Below are 14,837 nucleotides of genomic sequence, written 5' to 3'. Positions count from 1 at the left end.
GTAAGCCGCTGACCTGAGTGGCCGGGGGGCGATGTCAGACGGAGCCGGTCTGCACGAGCCGGCGCACGGCGGGGTCGAGCTGGTTGGCGGCCGACAGCGCCTGGATCTGCTCGGCGACCGCCGCCGTGCGCAGGCCCGCGGTCGTCAGCTCGCCGTTGAACCGCATGCAGTAGGTGCGGGTGGCGAGAAAGGGATGCGTGGCGGCGAGGTGCCGCTGCTGCGCGGCGATCGACCCCTGCCAGACCGGGCCGGAGCGGAAGGCGTCGAGCCCCGCGTCGTCGGCGAACACGATCTCGATCATGGCCTGGTACTGATCGTGCGGAGCCTTGCGATGCGACACCGAGTCGGCGCCCGCATCCAGAACCACCGCGTCGTCGTCGTAGGGCTCGAGCAGATGGCGGCGGAGCTTCAGCACCTGAGGGTCGCCGCTGAGCGCCGGCGCGAACTCGTCGCGGATCCAGGCATGGAAGTCTTCGTGGGACACGGTGTCGCGGCGGCGCAGATAGACCAGCATCCGCAGCACCCCTTGCTCGCCGGCCGGTGCCGGATCGGGCAGGCGGTCGACCAGGGTGCGTGAACCCCCACCGAGCGACGGGTAGGAGATCGTCTCCTCGAAGATGTTGCGCTCATCCTGCATCAGGGGAGCCATGTTCTGCACGAAGTCGCCGACCGCCGCCTCGGTCAGGAACGTGGGCTCGGGCACACCGTCGAACCGCAGCTCTTCGGCAAGCCGGCCGTCGATTCCCTCGACCCGCGGCCAGCGGCCCTGCTCGTCGAAGGCCACCCAGTGCGTGAAGAGCGAATGGATGCCCGGCAGCCGGGCCGCGATCTGAACGTGGGCGTCGCGCCAGTACTCGTAGAACAGGTCCTCCGGAACGCTGCGACGGCGGCGCAGGGTGTTCACCATCGTGAGGAAGGCGTCGGGATCCCGGCCGTCGTGCGACAGATCGGTGTCCGACGGGGTGACGCGGCGGGGCGGGCGGCTCGCACGCCAGGGGGAGGACTCGGCCACGGAACGCTCCTTCGCGGGTGGATCGGATGACACGACCCTATGCAGCGCCGCCGGCCGGGGCGAGCGAGCGGCCCGCTGAACGGGACAGGGGCGGCCCTGCGGCGTGGGTTCTTGTCCGGGAGGGGCGGGCCGGGCAGAGTGGACCAGGTGTGCGCGCATCCGTGATGCCGACGCCGCGACGACAGAGACACCACGTGAGGGGAACACGCATGTCCGATCCATCCACTTCTGCACCGGGCGGGGTGCCCGTGGCACCTGCCGGGCGGCCTGCCGTGAGCTCGGTGTCCGTGCCCGCTCCGGCCGCCGCCGCGCCCTCGACCGACGTGGCGCTGCAGCTGAACGGGCTGAGCAAGCGGTTCGGCGACAAGGTGGCCGTCGACTCGCTCAGCCTGAGCGTGCCCACCGGCTCGTTCTACGGGCTCGTCGGCCCGAACGGCGCCGGCAAGACCACGACGCTCTCGATGGCCACGGGGCTGCTGCGCCCGGATGCCGGGCAGTCGCTCATCCACGGTGTCGACATGTGGCGAGAGGCGCTGAAGGCCAAGGCCCTCGTCGGCAATCTCTCCGACGGCGTCAAGCTCTTCGACCGGCTCACCGGCGAGCAGCTCGTCACCTACAACGGCCTGCTGTTCGGTCTGGACCGCACCGAGGTGGCCGAGCGCGTCGGCGATCTGCTGAAACTGCTCGACCTCGAGAGCGCCGCCGGTACCCTGGTCGTCGACTACTCGGCCGGTATGACGAAGAAGATCGCCCTGGCCTGTGCCCTCGTGCACGCGCCCAGCCTGCTCGTGCTCGACGAGCCGTTCGAGTCGGTCGACCCCGTGTCGGCGGCGAACATCCGCGACATCCTCACCGGCTATGTGCAGAACGGCGGCACGGTGATCGTGTCCAGCCACGTCATGGACCTGGTGCAGCGGATGTGCGACCACGTCGCCGTCGTCGCCCACGGCCGGGTGCTCGTCGCCGGCACGGTCGACGAGGTGCGCGGCGGATCCACACTCGAAGATCGCTTCGTCGAGCTCGTCGGCGGTCGCACCCACGCAGAGGGGCCGGAATGGTTGCGGCGCTCGTAAGGCTGCGCTTCCTGGTGCTGCGCAACTCGCTGAAGCGCAGCCCCTGGCAGCTCGTGGCCGTGATCATCGGGGCCATCTACGGTGTCGGCATCCTGGCGCTCGCGGTGGCCGGACTGATCGCGCTCGGGTTCGCGCCGGTCGAGCTCGCGTCGACGATCGTGATCCTGGCCGGCTCGGCTCTGATCCTGGGCTGGATCGTCGTGCCGCTGGTGGCCTTCGGCATCGAGCAGACGCTCGACCCGGCGAGGCTCGTGGTGTTCCCGCTGTCGATGCGGCAGCTCATGCTGGGGCTCACGCTCACCGGCATCCTGGGCGTTCCCGGCATCGTCACCTCGATCGCGGTGCTGGCGACCGTGGCGACCTGGATCCGCGAACCACTGGCCGCCGTGGCCGCGCTGGTGACCGGCGTGATCGCCGTGCTGATCTGCGTGATCGGGTCGCGCACCATGGCGGCGCTGTCGACCAGCCTGCAGTCCAATCGCCGGTTCCGCGAGATCGGCGGCATCCTGATCTTCATCCCGCTCATCCTGATCGGGCCGGTGATCGCGGGCATCAGTCGCGGGGTCGCCGCGTCGGCCGAGGGACTCCCGGACATCGCCCGCGCACTCAGCTGGTCTCCGCTCGGGGCGCCGTGGTCAGTGCCCGCCGACATCGCGATCGGCGACTGGCTCCCCGCTCTGGCGAAGTTCGCGATCGCGCTGGCCACCCTCGCCCTGCTGCTCGTGGTGTGGCGGCGCAGCCTCGCGGTCGCGCTCGTGACCCCGCGGGCGTCGTCGGCGAAGCGGGTGGCGCGCGGCAAGACGGGTCTGTTCGGCGTGCTGCCGGCCTCGCCCGCCGGTGCGGTGGCTGCTCGCTCGCTCACCTACTGGCGGCGCGATCCGCGGTACGCCCGTCAGCTGATCATCGTGCCGCTGGTGCCGGTGCTGCTCTGGTTCTACTCCAACAACACCGAGATCCCGTGGCTGGTGAACCTCACCGGCCCGCTGATCGCCTACTTCCTGGCGCTCGCGATCTACGCCGACATCTCCTACGACGGCACCGCCTTCGCCACGCACGTCGCAGACGGCGTGCGCGGCATCGACGACCGGATCGGTCGCGTGACCGCGCTCGCCGTGATCGCCGTGCCGCTGGTGCTGCTCGGCACGATCATCCCGGTGGCGTTCACCGGCGCCTGGGGCGATCTGCCGATGCTGCTCGGTCTGTCGGCGGGTGCGCTGCTCGGCGGGTTCGGCGTGGTGAGCGTCTCCTCGGCGCTGATCATCGTGCCGGTGCCGCAGGCGGGCGACAACCCGTTCAAGTCGGCACCGGGTGCCGGATTCACGACGGCCCTCGTCGGGTTCGCAGCCTGGGGGGTGTCGCTCGCACTCCTCATCCCGGCGGCGCTCCTGGCCGTGCTGAGCCTAGTGTTCTCTTCGGCGCTGTTCGGCTGGCTGACGCTGCTCGTGGGCGTGGTGCTCGGTGCGGTGTTCCTGATCGTGGGTCTGCGGATCGGCGCCGCGCAGTTCGAACGCCGGGCCCCCGACATCCTGACCCGGCTGAAGTCCCTCCGCGGCGCCGCCTGAGCGCGGCGCCGGCCGCTGACCGTGCGCTGTGGGCCATGTGGACGGGGTCCCTGCGCGAATACGCGACGCCGAGCTCACAGTGAGCTCGGCGCGCGTTATTCCTGCAAGAACCCCGGCAACAGCCCCAGGCCGGCGCGGTGGTGTCGGGTCTTCCAGCGGTGTTCACCGCGACCCACCAGGGCCCTGATGGCGGCGATGATGCGATCCCACTCGTCCATCACCTGGTCGTAGGTGAGTCGGATCACCGAGTAGCCCAGTTCTACGAGCCGCAGGTCGCGCTCGCGGTCCACCGCATAGGCCTCCGCGCCGGAATGCCACTCCTCGCCATCGACCTCGAGGACGAGTCGGTCGCCGATCACCAGATCGACGATGCCCACACCATCGATGGCGACCTGGCTCCGGTAGGAGATCCCGAGCGCTCGGAGCCCGAGGCGTGCCTTCGTCTCCAACCCGGACTGCGAGGAAGGATCGACGAAATCGAGGTATGCCCGGAGTGTCTTCGGCAGCTCGCCCAGCAGCAGGTGGAGTTCGGGCAGTGAAATCCGGCCCCGGTTCACTGGGGAGTCGAGGGTCACGATCGCGTCGACTCTCGACTGGCACTCGACCGAATGCAGCAGCGCCCACTCGAAGGGGTCGACCGCTCCGATCGGAGCGGTCAGCCCGTGCGCCCGTCTCGAGCGGTGCAGGGCGATGCCGTAGCGCTCCGGGCGGCCCAGCGGAACGGAACGGTCGTGCGGGGAGGAGACGCTGCGGCCATCGGCAGGCACGCGCACGTGGAGACGCCGATCGTTCGCGCACCAGATCTTCTGCGGGCGCAGCACGGAGAGGCAGCTCAGGCGCCCCCCGATGCGAACGGCCCGGAGCACGTCCGCCGGTGCGCCAGGCAGAGCGATCCAGCCCTTCCGAACGCGGAGGAGATCGCCGCGCTCGACACTGCGGTCGATCTGGCGGGCGCCGATTCCCTCCTCGTAGAGTTCCGCGCGGGAGGCCACACCGCCTCGGCGGGAGCGCCGCCGCGCGGTGCATGGCAGGCTTGACGGCATGAGCCTCGACGAATCCTCGCCCTCACCGCAGCCTCCCAGCGAGAAGGCGGCGACGGATGCCGGTGCCGCGGCCCCGGCGGAGGGACACCGGCCGCGGCCTGCCCTGCGCGACCTGCTCACCGACCGGCTGGGCGAGGTGGGGCTGCGCAGCGCACAGATCCTGCTGGGGCTGCTGCTGGCCGGCGTGATCGTGTTCGCGCTGGTGCAGCTGAAGCTCGTGGTGATCCCGGTTCTGGTGGCGCTCATCCTGGCGGCGGCGCTGTCTCCGGTGATCGGCTGGATGCGACGGCACGGCGTGCCCGCGATGGTCGCGACCTGGGTGACGCTGATCGGCGGCATCGTGATCTTCGGCGGGATCGTGACGCTCATCGTGTTCGCGGTGCGTGGGCAGTGGGACGAGCTCGCCCAGTCGGCGGGTGACGGCATCGATCAGGTCACCGGCTACCTGCAGAGCGGCGCCCTGCCGATCGACCCGTCCCAGCTCGACGGCGCGCGCGACGGGCTCGTGGACTTCTTCACGTCGAGCCAGTTCGGCACCGGCGCGCTCGCCGGGGTGTCGGTCGCCGCGGAGCTCATCACCGGGGCGCTGCTGGCCGTGGTGGTGCTGTTCTTCTTCCTCAAGGACGGCGACCGCATCTGGGCGTTCTTCCTGCGTCCGTTCCGGGGTCGCGCGCTCGCGCGGGGTCGCCGGATCGGGGGCACCGCGGTGAAGACGATGGGCGGCTACGTGCGCGGAACGGCCATCATCGCCTTCGTCGACGCGGCGGGAATCGGGATCGGCCTCGCCGTACTCGGCGTGCCGCTGGCCCTCCCGCTCGCGGTGATCGTGTTCATCGGCGCCTTTATCCCGATCGTCGGTGCGACCGTGGCCGGCATCCTCGCCGCCCTGGTCGCGCTGGTGGCCAACGGGCCAGTCGTGGCGCTGATCGTGGTGGCGATCGTCGTGGCCGTGAACCAGCTCGAAGGCAACTTCTTGCAGCCGGTGGTGCAGGCGCGTTCGCTCAAGCTGCATCCGCTGGTCATCCTGGTGGCGCTGACCGCCGGCACGATCCTCGGCGGCATTGTCGGGGCCGTGCTCTCGGTGCCGATCACGGCCGTGGCCTGGGCCATCCTCAAGGCGTGGAACGCGCCGGACGAACCGGCTCCGGCGTTCGCCGAACCGTCCGACGAGGAGAAACGGGAGCTCGAGCAGAAAGAGCGCGAGCAGGAGCGGGAGCGCGCCGAGAAGAAGGCCAAGAAGGCCGCTAGGGATGCCTCGAAGGCGCCTTCTCCGACGAAGTAGGGCGCGGCGCTTGCGCTCGGAGCGGGGTTCGATGAGGATTGCTCAATGGCCTATCTCATCTCCCACGCCCTCCGCTGGCACGCAGCATCGTCCGGTGGGTATCGCGCCGAGGGATGGAGCCCTGCACTCGATCTGATGCTGGGCGGGCCGGTGCCGGCAGGTGCCGAAGTGGTGCTCACGGCGCACCACCCCGACGGCACGCCCTGGTTCACGTCCCGGGTCGCGGTGCCGGAACTGGCGGCAGACGGCTGGACCCGGGTCGACGTGCGGCCGGGCGGAACAGACCTCGGCACGGCGGGAACCGTGCAGACCGCGTTGCGGCTGGTGTCCGAGCTCGACGGCGTCGATGACCTGCTGCTCGACGGTTCGGTGACGGCCGTCGCGCTCGAGGGCGAGCAGCGGTATGCCCTCGAGCTGAGTGGGCTGCTGGTGCGGTCGCTGCTCTGTCTGAACGCCGTCGACGAGGCCGACGCGCCGCGACTGCAGGCCACGACCTTCCTCGAGGGCGACGTCGACGGCTCGCGACTGGAGGCGCACTGCTTCCGGAACGGCGTGCGGTTCGCGGCCGCATCCGGAATCCAGGCCGAATCGGCGTCGACGGCGAACGACGGATCGGTGATGGCGACCGAGGTCACCGCCGTGTTCGGCACGGTGCGCGGCTGGAACAACCTCCAGGAGTCCGACTGGGGTGCGGGCTGGGAGCTGCTGGACGCCGGTGACGCCGAGTACGAGGTGAAGGTGCTATGCGATTCGCGGGTGGTGCGGATCGTCACGTTCTCGGTGGTGGGTGGACGGATCGCGGCGCCCGAGGTGGTCGAGGCCGATCCGTGGACGGGCTGGGTGATGCTCGGCGAGGCGCAGATCGTGGGTGCGGCGGCGGCGGCGGATGCGCGGGCCGGTGGAACGACGGCTCACGTCGGTGGGGTTCCGGCCGCCGTGCGTCCGGCGGGGATCGACGATGTGTACGCGCGACGGATCGACCGCGACGACGTGGCCGTTGCTGAGGAGTCCGGGCTCGATGACGAGACGGTGGCGGCCGTGCAGGCCTTCGTCGATCGGGCCGAGCGGCTGCTGCTCACGTGGGAGACCGACGTGGTGGGAGTCGCGCCTCCGTTCGACCTGGCACAGGTGCTGACCGCGGAGGCGGTGGAGCGGGAGGCGCCGGGTTACGACGAACTGCGCGAGGCCGTGGCATCCGTGCCCGACGACCACGCCGTGCGGATGTCGGGGGAGCCGTGCACCATGGGTGCCCTGCGCACCCGGGTGGCAGCCCTGCTCGATGCGGCCCGCGCACGCATCGGGAGTGCGTCGCGGGCGGAGGGAGACGCGCGCGCGCCGTTCCGCGCGGTGCTGAGGGGCGACAAGCGGGAGATCTTCGACGAGCATCCGGCCGACTCGTTCCAGTACGCCACGACGGATCGGCGCCTGATCGAGACACCGGACGAGCTGGCCGCCGCGGAATTCTGGTACTTCGAGGGCCCGCTCGATCTGCCCGGCACGGCCACCGTCGACGGCGCGCAGGTGAAGGTCACCGTGCAGGGCTGGCGCGTACTGGGCTATCGGTTCGACGGCGACGGGATGCTCGTGGACCAGTTCGAGAATCAGGGCCAGGGCTCGAGCGCCCCGCTCTCGGCCTACCGCCCGCACCCCTGAGTCGACGCACCGTCGGCGACGGCGATCCGCGCGCATCATCGGATCGATCGCCGCGCGTCAGCGGATCGATCCGGTAGCGTCAGCGCTCGAGTCGCGCCAGCCGGGCGCGCGCGCCCAGGAACACGCCGTAGGCGATCAGCCCGATGCCCACCGCGATCAGCACCACGATGCCGAAGGGCAGATCCGCCAGCGCCTTCAGTGCGCCGTCCAGCCCCGACGCCTTCTCCGGATCGACCGTGAATGCGGCCACCACGAACAGCACGCCCACCACGCCGAGGGCGATCCCCTTGGCGATGTAGCCCACCATGCCGAGCGCGACGACACCACGACCTGCGGGGCCGGACGGAACGCGGATCAGCTTGCGGAAGGTGCGCCGGATGCCGATCGCCACGAACCCCACACCGCCACCGAACACGGCGAGCCCGATCGCGACCAGCAGGAACACCCCGCCCGGGGTGGCGAGCAGTCGCGCGCTGAGCGTCTGGCTGGAGTCGGACGAACTCGTCGAGCCCCCGAGTGCGAACACCAGGGCGGTGACGCCGATGGCCAGGTAGACCACGCCTTTGCCGGCCTCCGTCGCCCGGCGCCCCCACTTCTTCTTCGCATCGGCATCCGTGATCAAGGGCAGTTGCACCAGCTGCCAGAGACCTAGCGCGAACAGCCCGACGACCGCGACCCACAGCACGAACAACCCGCCGGGGGTGTCGGAGAGACCACGGAGGGCACCGGACTGATCGGCCTCGCCGCCGGATCCGCCGGCCACGGCGATGCCGATCGCGATGGCGCCGATCAGGATGTGCAGCAGTCCGTTCACGGCGAAGCCGCTGCGGGCCAGCACACGGAAGGCGCGGTTGTCGCTGACGTCGCGGGCGGCACGTTTCGGGCTGGATGTCATCTGTCCAGCGTGGCACGGGCGCGGTGGTTCGGCATCGTGCCCGCCCCGCGGTCAGCGCTTCAGATCGAACGGCGCCGCCGGTGTGATCCCCAGCAGCTGAGCGGCGACGAGCGCCTCGCTGCGCGACCCGACACCGAGCTTGCGGTAGATGTGGCGCACGTGGGTCTTGACGGTGTTGTGCGAGATGAAGAACTGCTGCGAGAGCTCGCGCAGGGATCGTCCCGCTGCCAGGCCGATGAGGATCTGCTGCTCCCGCTCGCTCAATGCGGGAAGCGCGCCCTCGTCCGTGCCGAAGGCGTCGGTCAGCTCGTCCAGCAACCCGGGAACCCGCGCGGGTTGCGGCCGCGTGCGTGCCGCGGTCAGCATCGGCCCGAGAACCACCGTCGGCAGGTGATAGAAGGCGCGGCGGAAGCCGCTCTCGGCGCCCAGCAGCAGCGCGTAGTCGAAACTGGAGGCGCTCCGGGCCTCTTCGCCGAGGGCGGCCCGGGCCGTGGAGTCGACCAGCAGCGCCTCGATCAGCGACCCGCGCGAATGCGCCTCCCCGAGGCGCACACAGTCGGCCACGGCGGCGATGGCCTCGTGGTAGCGGCTCTGGCTGATGAACAGCCATCCGCTGTACCGTCCGCTGCAGAACAGGTGCCGCGAGTCGTCGATCTGTGCGTCGTGCGGCATCTCGAACGGGAAGTTGCGGCCCAGTGCGGTCTCGATGCCCATGCGGATGACGTAGGTCAGGGTGTCGAGCAGGCCCGCACCGGTCCACCGGTGCGCCAGCTGGCGAGCGAGGCGGAGCGGTTCGAGCGCCTCGGTGGGGCGGCCCCGCACCAGCAGTGTCATCGATGTCACGATGGCCGAGTAGCTGCGCCACTCGGTTCCACGCACCGCTCCGCCCAGATCCGGAGCAAGCTCGGCCGCGCGGTCGAAGTTGCCGCGTTCGAGTTCCATCAGGGCAAGGGCGATCAGCGCCGGTGCGGTGGCGACGGAGTCCCGAAGGGGTATCTCGCTCGGATCGTCGGGCTGCTCGGCGGCGTCGGCGGCGGCGAAAGCGCGATCGACCCACTCCTGCACCTGCGGGTAGTTCTCGTTCAGCAGGGCGTAGAGCGCGGCCGTGCCGTACGCCCGCACGCGCTCGTCGGGCAGCAGCTGTTCACGCGCCATGGCGAGCGCCGGACCGATCGAGGACTCGTGATGGTCGAACGCGGCGCGATGCCAGTCGAGGACGGAGCGCTCGAGCCGGAGGCGGGACTCCATGCCGATGCGCCAGTCGAACTGCGCCGAGCGGTCGTGCTCCAGCTCGTCGCCCAGCCGGTTCAGAAGCTCGTGCGCGCGCTCGAAGCGGCCGCGCCGCCGCTGATCCGCCGCGAACGCCAGGCGCACCATCATGTCGTGCGGATGCGCGTCCGAATCCGCGCTGCCCGCGCCGGCCGGGAGCCCGGGATCGTGGAGGGCGCGGGTGGCATCCTGCGCCGCGAGCTGTCGTCTGGCCTCTTTGAGGTACAGAGCCGATGTGGCGCGCTCGACCGATTCCGCCGCGCTGTAATAACTGCAGGCGAGCCCGGTCAGCAGCCACGGGTCGGCCTGCCACACCTCGGTCGGCAACGACCGGATGGTACTGCGCACCAGCGTGGGATCGCTCACCGAGTAGTGCCGCCAGGAGTCGGCTGCGAGCGCAGCGGCCTCCTCGGATCGCCCCTCTGCGAGGGCGCTCCGCACCGCGTCACTCCACAGTCGGGCAGGTCGCACCAGTACGCAAACTCCTCACGAGGCCGCGATCGGGAATTCGTGACCAGCTCCGAATATAACTCGATAGCCGTATAACTAGTACTACAAGGGATGTCCGGATCGGGTGTCTCCCTGCCCGCCCGCGTAGAATCGACGGGTCATGAGCGCACCGTCACCGCATCCCGCATCTGCCCATTCCGCTTCGGCGCATCCGTTCTCCGAGGCCACCGGGTCCGAGGTGCGCGTGCGGTTCTGCCCGAGCCCCACCGGCACGCCGCACGTCGGCCTCGTGCGCACCGCCCTGTTCAACTGGGCCTACGCCCGGCACACCGGCGGCAAGCTGGTGTTCCGCATCGAAGACACGGATGCCAACCGCGACTCCGAAGAGAGCTACGAGCTCATCATCGAGGCGCTCAGCTGGCTCGGTCTCACCTGGGACGAGGGCGTGAACGTAGGCGGCCCGCACGCCCCCTACCGCCAGTCGGAGCGCTACGACATCTACCGATCGGTGATCGCCCGTCTGATCGAGTCGGGACACGTCTACGAGAGCTTCTCGAACGCCGACGAGATCGACGCCCGCAACGAGGCGGCCGGCCGCTCGAAGCAGCACGGCTACGACAACTACGACCGCGACCTCACCGAGGAGCAGAAGGCGGCCTTCCGGGCCGAAGGGCGCGAGCCGGCGCTCCGGCTGCGGGTTCCGGATGCCGACCTGTCGTTCGACGACCTGGTGCGCGGCGAGATCACCTTCCCGGCCGGTTCGTTCACCGACTTCGTGATCGTGCGCCCGAACGGGCATCCGCTCTACACGCTCGTGAACCCGGTCGACGACGCCCTGATGGGCATCACGCACGTGCTGCGCGGCGAAGACCTGCTCTCGTCGACGCCTCGTCAGATCGCGCTGTACCACGCACTCATCGACATCGGGGTGACCACGTTCGTGCCCCGCTTCGGGCACCTGCCGTACGTGATGGGGGAGGGCAACAAGAAGCTCTCCAAGCGCGACCCCGAGTCGAACCTGTTCCACCACCGTGACCGCGGTTTCATCCCCGAGGGTCTGGTGAACTATCTGGCGCTGCTCGGCTGGTCGCTGGCTCCGGATCGCGACGTGTTCTCGATCGAGGAGATGGTGGCCGCGTTCGACGTGGAGGACGTGCTGCCGAATCCGGCGCGCTTCGATCTGAAGAAGGCGGAGTCGATCAACGGCGACCACATCCGGTTGCTGACGGAAGACGACTTCGCCCGGCGCCTGGTGCCGTATCTGTCGGCGGCCGGCGTGGTGACGGAGCCGTTGTCATCCGCCGACGAAGCCGTTCTCGCCAAGGTCGCGCCGCTCGTGCAGACGCGCATGGCCCTGCTCGACGAGGCTCCCGAGCTGATGGGCTCGTTCTTCGTCGACGCGGCGTCGCTGACCTACGCCGAGGATGCGGTGGCCTCCCTGCCCGAGAACAGCGGCCTGGTGCTGGTGGCGGCGATCGGCGCCGTCGAGAACATTCCCGAATCGGAATGGACGGCCGAGAGCATCCAGGCCGCTTTGGCGGCCGCGCTGATCGAGGGCCTCGGATTGAAGCCGCGCATCGCCTATGGGCCGCTGCGGGTCGCGCTCTCGGGCCGCCGCATCTCGCCGCCGCTGTTCGAGTCGATGGAGATCCTGGGCAAGGCCGAGACGGTCGCGCGCCTCGACGGGCTGGTGAAGTCGCGATGAGCGGGGTGGATGCGGGAGCGTCCGCACCTGCGGCGGCGACCGCGGCGGCGACTGGCGCGGCTGCGGAGGTCGCATCCGAAGCCGACCGCTACGACGTCGTGATCATCGGCGGCGGCCCCGCGGGGCTCTCGACGGGCCTCAATCTCGTGCGGGCCCGGCGCCGGGTGCTCATCCTCGACAGCAACCGTCCGCGGCACTCGGCCACGCTGGTATCGCACGGGTTCCTCACGCGGGACGGCGTCTCGCCGCTCGAGCTGCGCGCGCTCGGCCGCGAGGAGTTCGCCGGGTACCCGGATGCGGAGTTCCACCAGGGCCTCGTCGGATCGGTCGTCGCGGAGACCGGTGGCGGCTTCACGGTCACCTCGCGCGGCGTGCGCGGATCCGCCGACCGCTCGGTCAGCGCGCCCGTCGTGGTGCTGGCCAGCGGGCTCGCCGAGACGCTGCCGGCGCTGCCGAGCATCCGGGCCTACTACGGCACCAGCCTGCACAGCTGCATCGAGTGCGACGCCTTCGAGAAGAGCGGCCAACCGCTCGCGCTGATCGGCTCGACGCCGGATCTCGCCGAGCGCGCCCTGCTGATCTCTCAGGTGACGGACGACCTGATCGTGTTCACCGGCGGCTCGCCCGACGCGGTGACCGCAGCCGAGGAGGCCGACCTCGTCGCGCGCGGCATCGCCGTCGAGCGGCGCCCTCTCGCCGACGTGGTCGGCGACCGGTCGGGGCTCACCGGGGTGCAGCTGGAGGACGGCACGCTCGTTCCCCGCACGGGTGGCTTCGTGCGCCCGCTGTGGTCGGTGCCGGTGGCCTTCGCCGAAACCCTCGGCTTCGAGCAGGACGGCGAGGGGCACATCGTCGTGGACGGGCGCGGGGCGACATCCGTTCCCGGCCTCTATGCCGTGGGCGATCTCACGCCTCCCGGCCCCCAGCAGCTGATCGTGGCCGCCGGAGCCGGTGCCCGTGTCGCCGCCGCGGTCAACCGCGCCCTGATCGGCTGACCCGCCCGCACGCCCGCCCGCCCAGCCGGCGTCCGGCGTGCGGCGAGTCGACTCCGAGCGTTTAGGCTCAGCAGGTGATGGTTCAGGATCTGTTCGGCGTGCAGGGTGTCGTCGAGGGCGCAGGGGTGTGGGGGCTGCTCATCGTCTGCGCGATCGTGTTCGCCGAGACGGGGCTGCTGATCGGCTTCTTCCTGCCGGGGGACACGCTGCTGTTCTTCACCGGGCTGCTGACGTTCACGGGAGCCATCCCGCTGCCGCTGCCGGTGGTCATCCTGGCGGTCTTCGCAGCCGCGGTGCTCGGTGATCAACTGGGCTACCTGATCGGCCTGAAGGCCGGTCCGGGCATCTTCGAGAAGCGCGATTCCGGCTTCTTCAGCCGCAAGAACGTGGAGCGCACGCAGTCGTTCTTCGACCGCTTCGGCGGCTGGGCGGTCACCATCGCGCGGTTCGTCGGGGTCGTGCGCACCTTCGCTCCGGTGGCGGCGGGCGTCGGCAAGATGCACTACCTGCACTTCCTCGGCTTCAACGCGCTGGGCGCGGCGATCTGGTCGGCCGCGATCATCGGGCTCGGCTTCGCGCTCGGCAACATCCCCGAGGTGGCCGCGGTGGTGGAGCAGTACATGGAGTGGGTGCTGATCGGCATCGTGGTGATCACCGTCGGATCGGCCGTGATCGCCTACATCCGGCAGCGCCGGGCCTCCCGCAAAGAGGCCGCACCGGAGTAGATTGTGGGTCACGGATCCGGTCGACCGGAGGTGACGCGATGGCCCAGCAGACGCAGTCCGAGACGCGCACGCTCTCCCTGTCGTGGACCCGCGAGCCCGAGGCGGGCGGCGCCGGCCGCGAAGACCTCACCGTGACGCTCGGGCCGAGCGGATGCGTGGCCGTGGGCCACGTGGTGCTCGCCGATCCGGAGCCCTACGACGTGTACTACCGGGTCGAGTGCGACGATGGCTGGCGCACCCGCTACGTGTCGGTGGCCGAGACGCTGCGCGGCCGCTCCCTCTCGATGCGCTCGGCCGGCGACGGTCGCTGGGTGAGCGACGATGCGCGGATGCTGCCCGGCCTCGCCGACGTGATCGACGTCGACATCTCGGTCACCCCGTTCAGCAACACCCTCCCGGTGCGGCGCCTCAGCCTGGCGGTGGGGGAGAGCGCCGACATCGTGACGGCGTACGTCGACGTGGCCCTGATGCGGGTGAGCGCCGACCCTCAGCGCTACCGGCGGATAGGCCCCGAGGTGTACCGCTACGAGTCCCGCGACAGCGACTTCGTGCGGGATCTGCGCGTCGATTCCGACGGCTTCGTGCTCGAGTACCCGGGCTGGTTCTCGCGGGTCTGAGCCGTGTTCATCCGCACCCCACGGCGCTTTTGGAACCCCCGTCCGCATGCGCTACCGTAGAGGGTCGGCTCGGGCTCAGGTCAGGGCCATTGGGGTATGGTGTAATTGGCAACACGGCTGATTCTGGTTCAGTTGTTCTTGGTTCGAGTCCAGGTACCCCAGCACGATCAGGCCCCTTCTCGAGGGGCCTTTTTTGTTGCCCGCTGCGCGTTCCGTGTGGCGGAGCAGGATTTACCGTAGGGCGGATCGGGAACCACCGTAGTGAGCACGGTGCCGGGAGTGGGGGTGCGGTTCGTAGCGTTGCAGCACCCCCTCACCGCGGTGCCGAACACGGCGGTGACCAGACGAGAAGAGCTACGACGATGCGGCGCAACGGCCCCACCTCCCTCCCGGCGGACGACTCCGCCATCCGCACCGACGCGGATGCCGTACCCACCTCCGGCGTGCGCCGCCTGGCGATCGCCGGGGTCTCCCTCGGGTTGGCCGGCCTGCTGTGCCTCGGCAGCCCGGTGGTCGCCTTCGCTCAGGACGCGCAGCCGTCGACGGATGCTGCGCC

General features: G+C 70.3%; 13 protein-coding genes and 1 tRNA gene. 10 read left to right on the top strand and 4 right to left on the bottom strand.

Annotated elements, in window-relative coordinates:
- Positions 1-34: 34 nt before the first annotated feature.
- Positions 35-1,012 carry an EthD domain-containing protein gene (locus Q0D75_RS15000; RefSeq protein WP_291055036.1) on the bottom strand — a complete coding sequence of 326 codons (978 nt, stop codon included), beginning with the start codon at positions 1,010-1,012 and terminating at the stop codon, positions 35-37.
- A gap of 209 nt (positions 1,013-1,221) precedes the next feature.
- On the opposite strand from Q0D75_RS15000, the gene Q0D75_RS14995 reads away from it, so the two are divergent.
- Positions 1,222-2,085, top strand: coding sequence for an ABC transporter ATP-binding protein (locus tag Q0D75_RS14995; protein ID WP_291055033.1), 864 nt, complete (start codon positions 1,222-1,224; stop codon positions 2,083-2,085).
- Positions 2,067-3,647: a transporter gene (locus tag Q0D75_RS14990; protein WP_291055030.1), complete on the top strand. Its 1,581-nt coding sequence runs from the start codon at positions 2,067-2,069 to the stop codon at positions 3,645-3,647. Before Q0D75_RS14995 ends, Q0D75_RS14990 begins: the two co-directional genes overlap by 19 nt.
- Before the next feature lie 95 nt (positions 3,648-3,742).
- Here the strand turns inward: Q0D75_RS14990 and Q0D75_RS14985 are convergent, their stop codons facing one another.
- Positions 3,743-4,222 carry a DUF559 domain-containing protein gene (locus tag Q0D75_RS14985; RefSeq protein WP_291055028.1) on the bottom strand — a complete coding sequence of 160 codons (480 nt, stop codon included), beginning with the start codon at positions 4,220-4,222 and terminating at the stop codon, positions 3,743-3,745.
- A gap of 466 nt (positions 4,223-4,688) precedes the next feature.
- Here Q0D75_RS14985 and Q0D75_RS14980 point away from each other — a divergent pair, with 466 nt between their 5' ends.
- Both Q0D75_RS14980 and Q0D75_RS14975 read left to right on the top strand, forming a co-directional pair.
- Positions 4,689-5,972, top strand: a complete 1,284-nt coding sequence (locus tag Q0D75_RS14980; protein WP_291055025.1) for an AI-2E family transporter — start codon at positions 4,689-4,691, stop codon at positions 5,970-5,972.
- A gap of 45 nt (positions 5,973-6,017) precedes the next feature.
- Positions 6,018-7,625: a hypothetical protein gene (locus tag Q0D75_RS14975; RefSeq protein ID WP_291055023.1), complete on the top strand. Its 1,608-nt coding sequence runs from the start codon at positions 6,018-6,020 to the stop codon at positions 7,623-7,625.
- A gap of 79 nt (positions 7,626-7,704) precedes the next feature.
- On the opposite strand, the gene Q0D75_RS14970 is transcribed toward Q0D75_RS14975, so the two are convergent.
- The gene (locus tag Q0D75_RS14970) at positions 7,705-8,520 is read right to left on the bottom strand and encodes a DUF1206 domain-containing protein (RefSeq protein WP_291055020.1); all 816 of its coding nucleotides are present in this window, start codon (positions 8,518-8,520) and stop codon (positions 7,705-7,707) included.
- A gap of 51 nt (positions 8,521-8,571) precedes the next feature.
- A complete protein-coding gene (locus Q0D75_RS14965; protein ID WP_291055017.1) occupies positions 8,572-10,260 on the bottom strand; it encodes a helix-turn-helix transcriptional regulator in 1,689 nt (562 codons plus the stop codon).
- A 139-nt stretch (positions 10,261-10,399) separates the two neighbouring features.
- Between Q0D75_RS14965 and gltX the strand changes: the two genes are divergently transcribed.
- The 6 genes from gltX to Q0D75_RS14935 form a co-directional block, all read left to right on the top strand.
- Positions 10,400-11,944, top strand: a complete 1,545-nt coding sequence (gltX, locus tag Q0D75_RS14960; protein ID WP_291055014.1) for a glutamate--tRNA ligase — start codon at positions 10,400-10,402, stop codon at positions 11,942-11,944.
- Positions 11,941-12,939 (top strand): NAD(P)/FAD-dependent oxidoreductase, encoded by a 999-nt coding sequence (locus tag Q0D75_RS14955; RefSeq protein ID WP_291055011.1) that lies wholly within the window; start codon positions 11,941-11,943, stop codon positions 12,937-12,939. The genes gltX and Q0D75_RS14955 overlap by 4 nt, the downstream gene beginning before the upstream one ends.
- A gap of 77 nt (positions 12,940-13,016) precedes the next feature.
- On the top strand, positions 13,017-13,664 hold the full coding sequence (locus Q0D75_RS14950; protein ID WP_291055126.1) for a VTT domain-containing protein: 648 nt from the start codon (positions 13,017-13,019) through the stop codon (positions 13,662-13,664).
- Positions 13,665-13,702: 38 nt separating this feature from the next.
- Entirely contained in the window at positions 13,703-14,281 is a 579-nt protein-coding gene (locus tag Q0D75_RS14945) for a putative glycolipid-binding domain-containing protein (RefSeq protein ID WP_291055008.1), read from the top strand.
- Between the two features lie 90 nt (positions 14,282-14,371).
- Positions 14,372-14,443, top strand: a tRNA-Gln gene (locus tag Q0D75_RS14940).
- Between the two features lie 200 nt (positions 14,444-14,643).
- A partial coding sequence (locus Q0D75_RS14935; RefSeq protein ID WP_291055005.1) for a hypothetical protein occupies positions 14,644-14,837 on the top strand: 194 nt, incomplete at its 3' end.

The organism is Herbiconiux sp. (assembly GCF_023264855.1).
GTDB lineage: Bacteria > Actinomycetota > Actinomycetes > Actinomycetales > Microbacteriaceae > Herbiconiux.
Note: the sequence above shows the minus strand (reverse complement) of the source record. Positions and strands in the feature narration are given on the sequence as shown.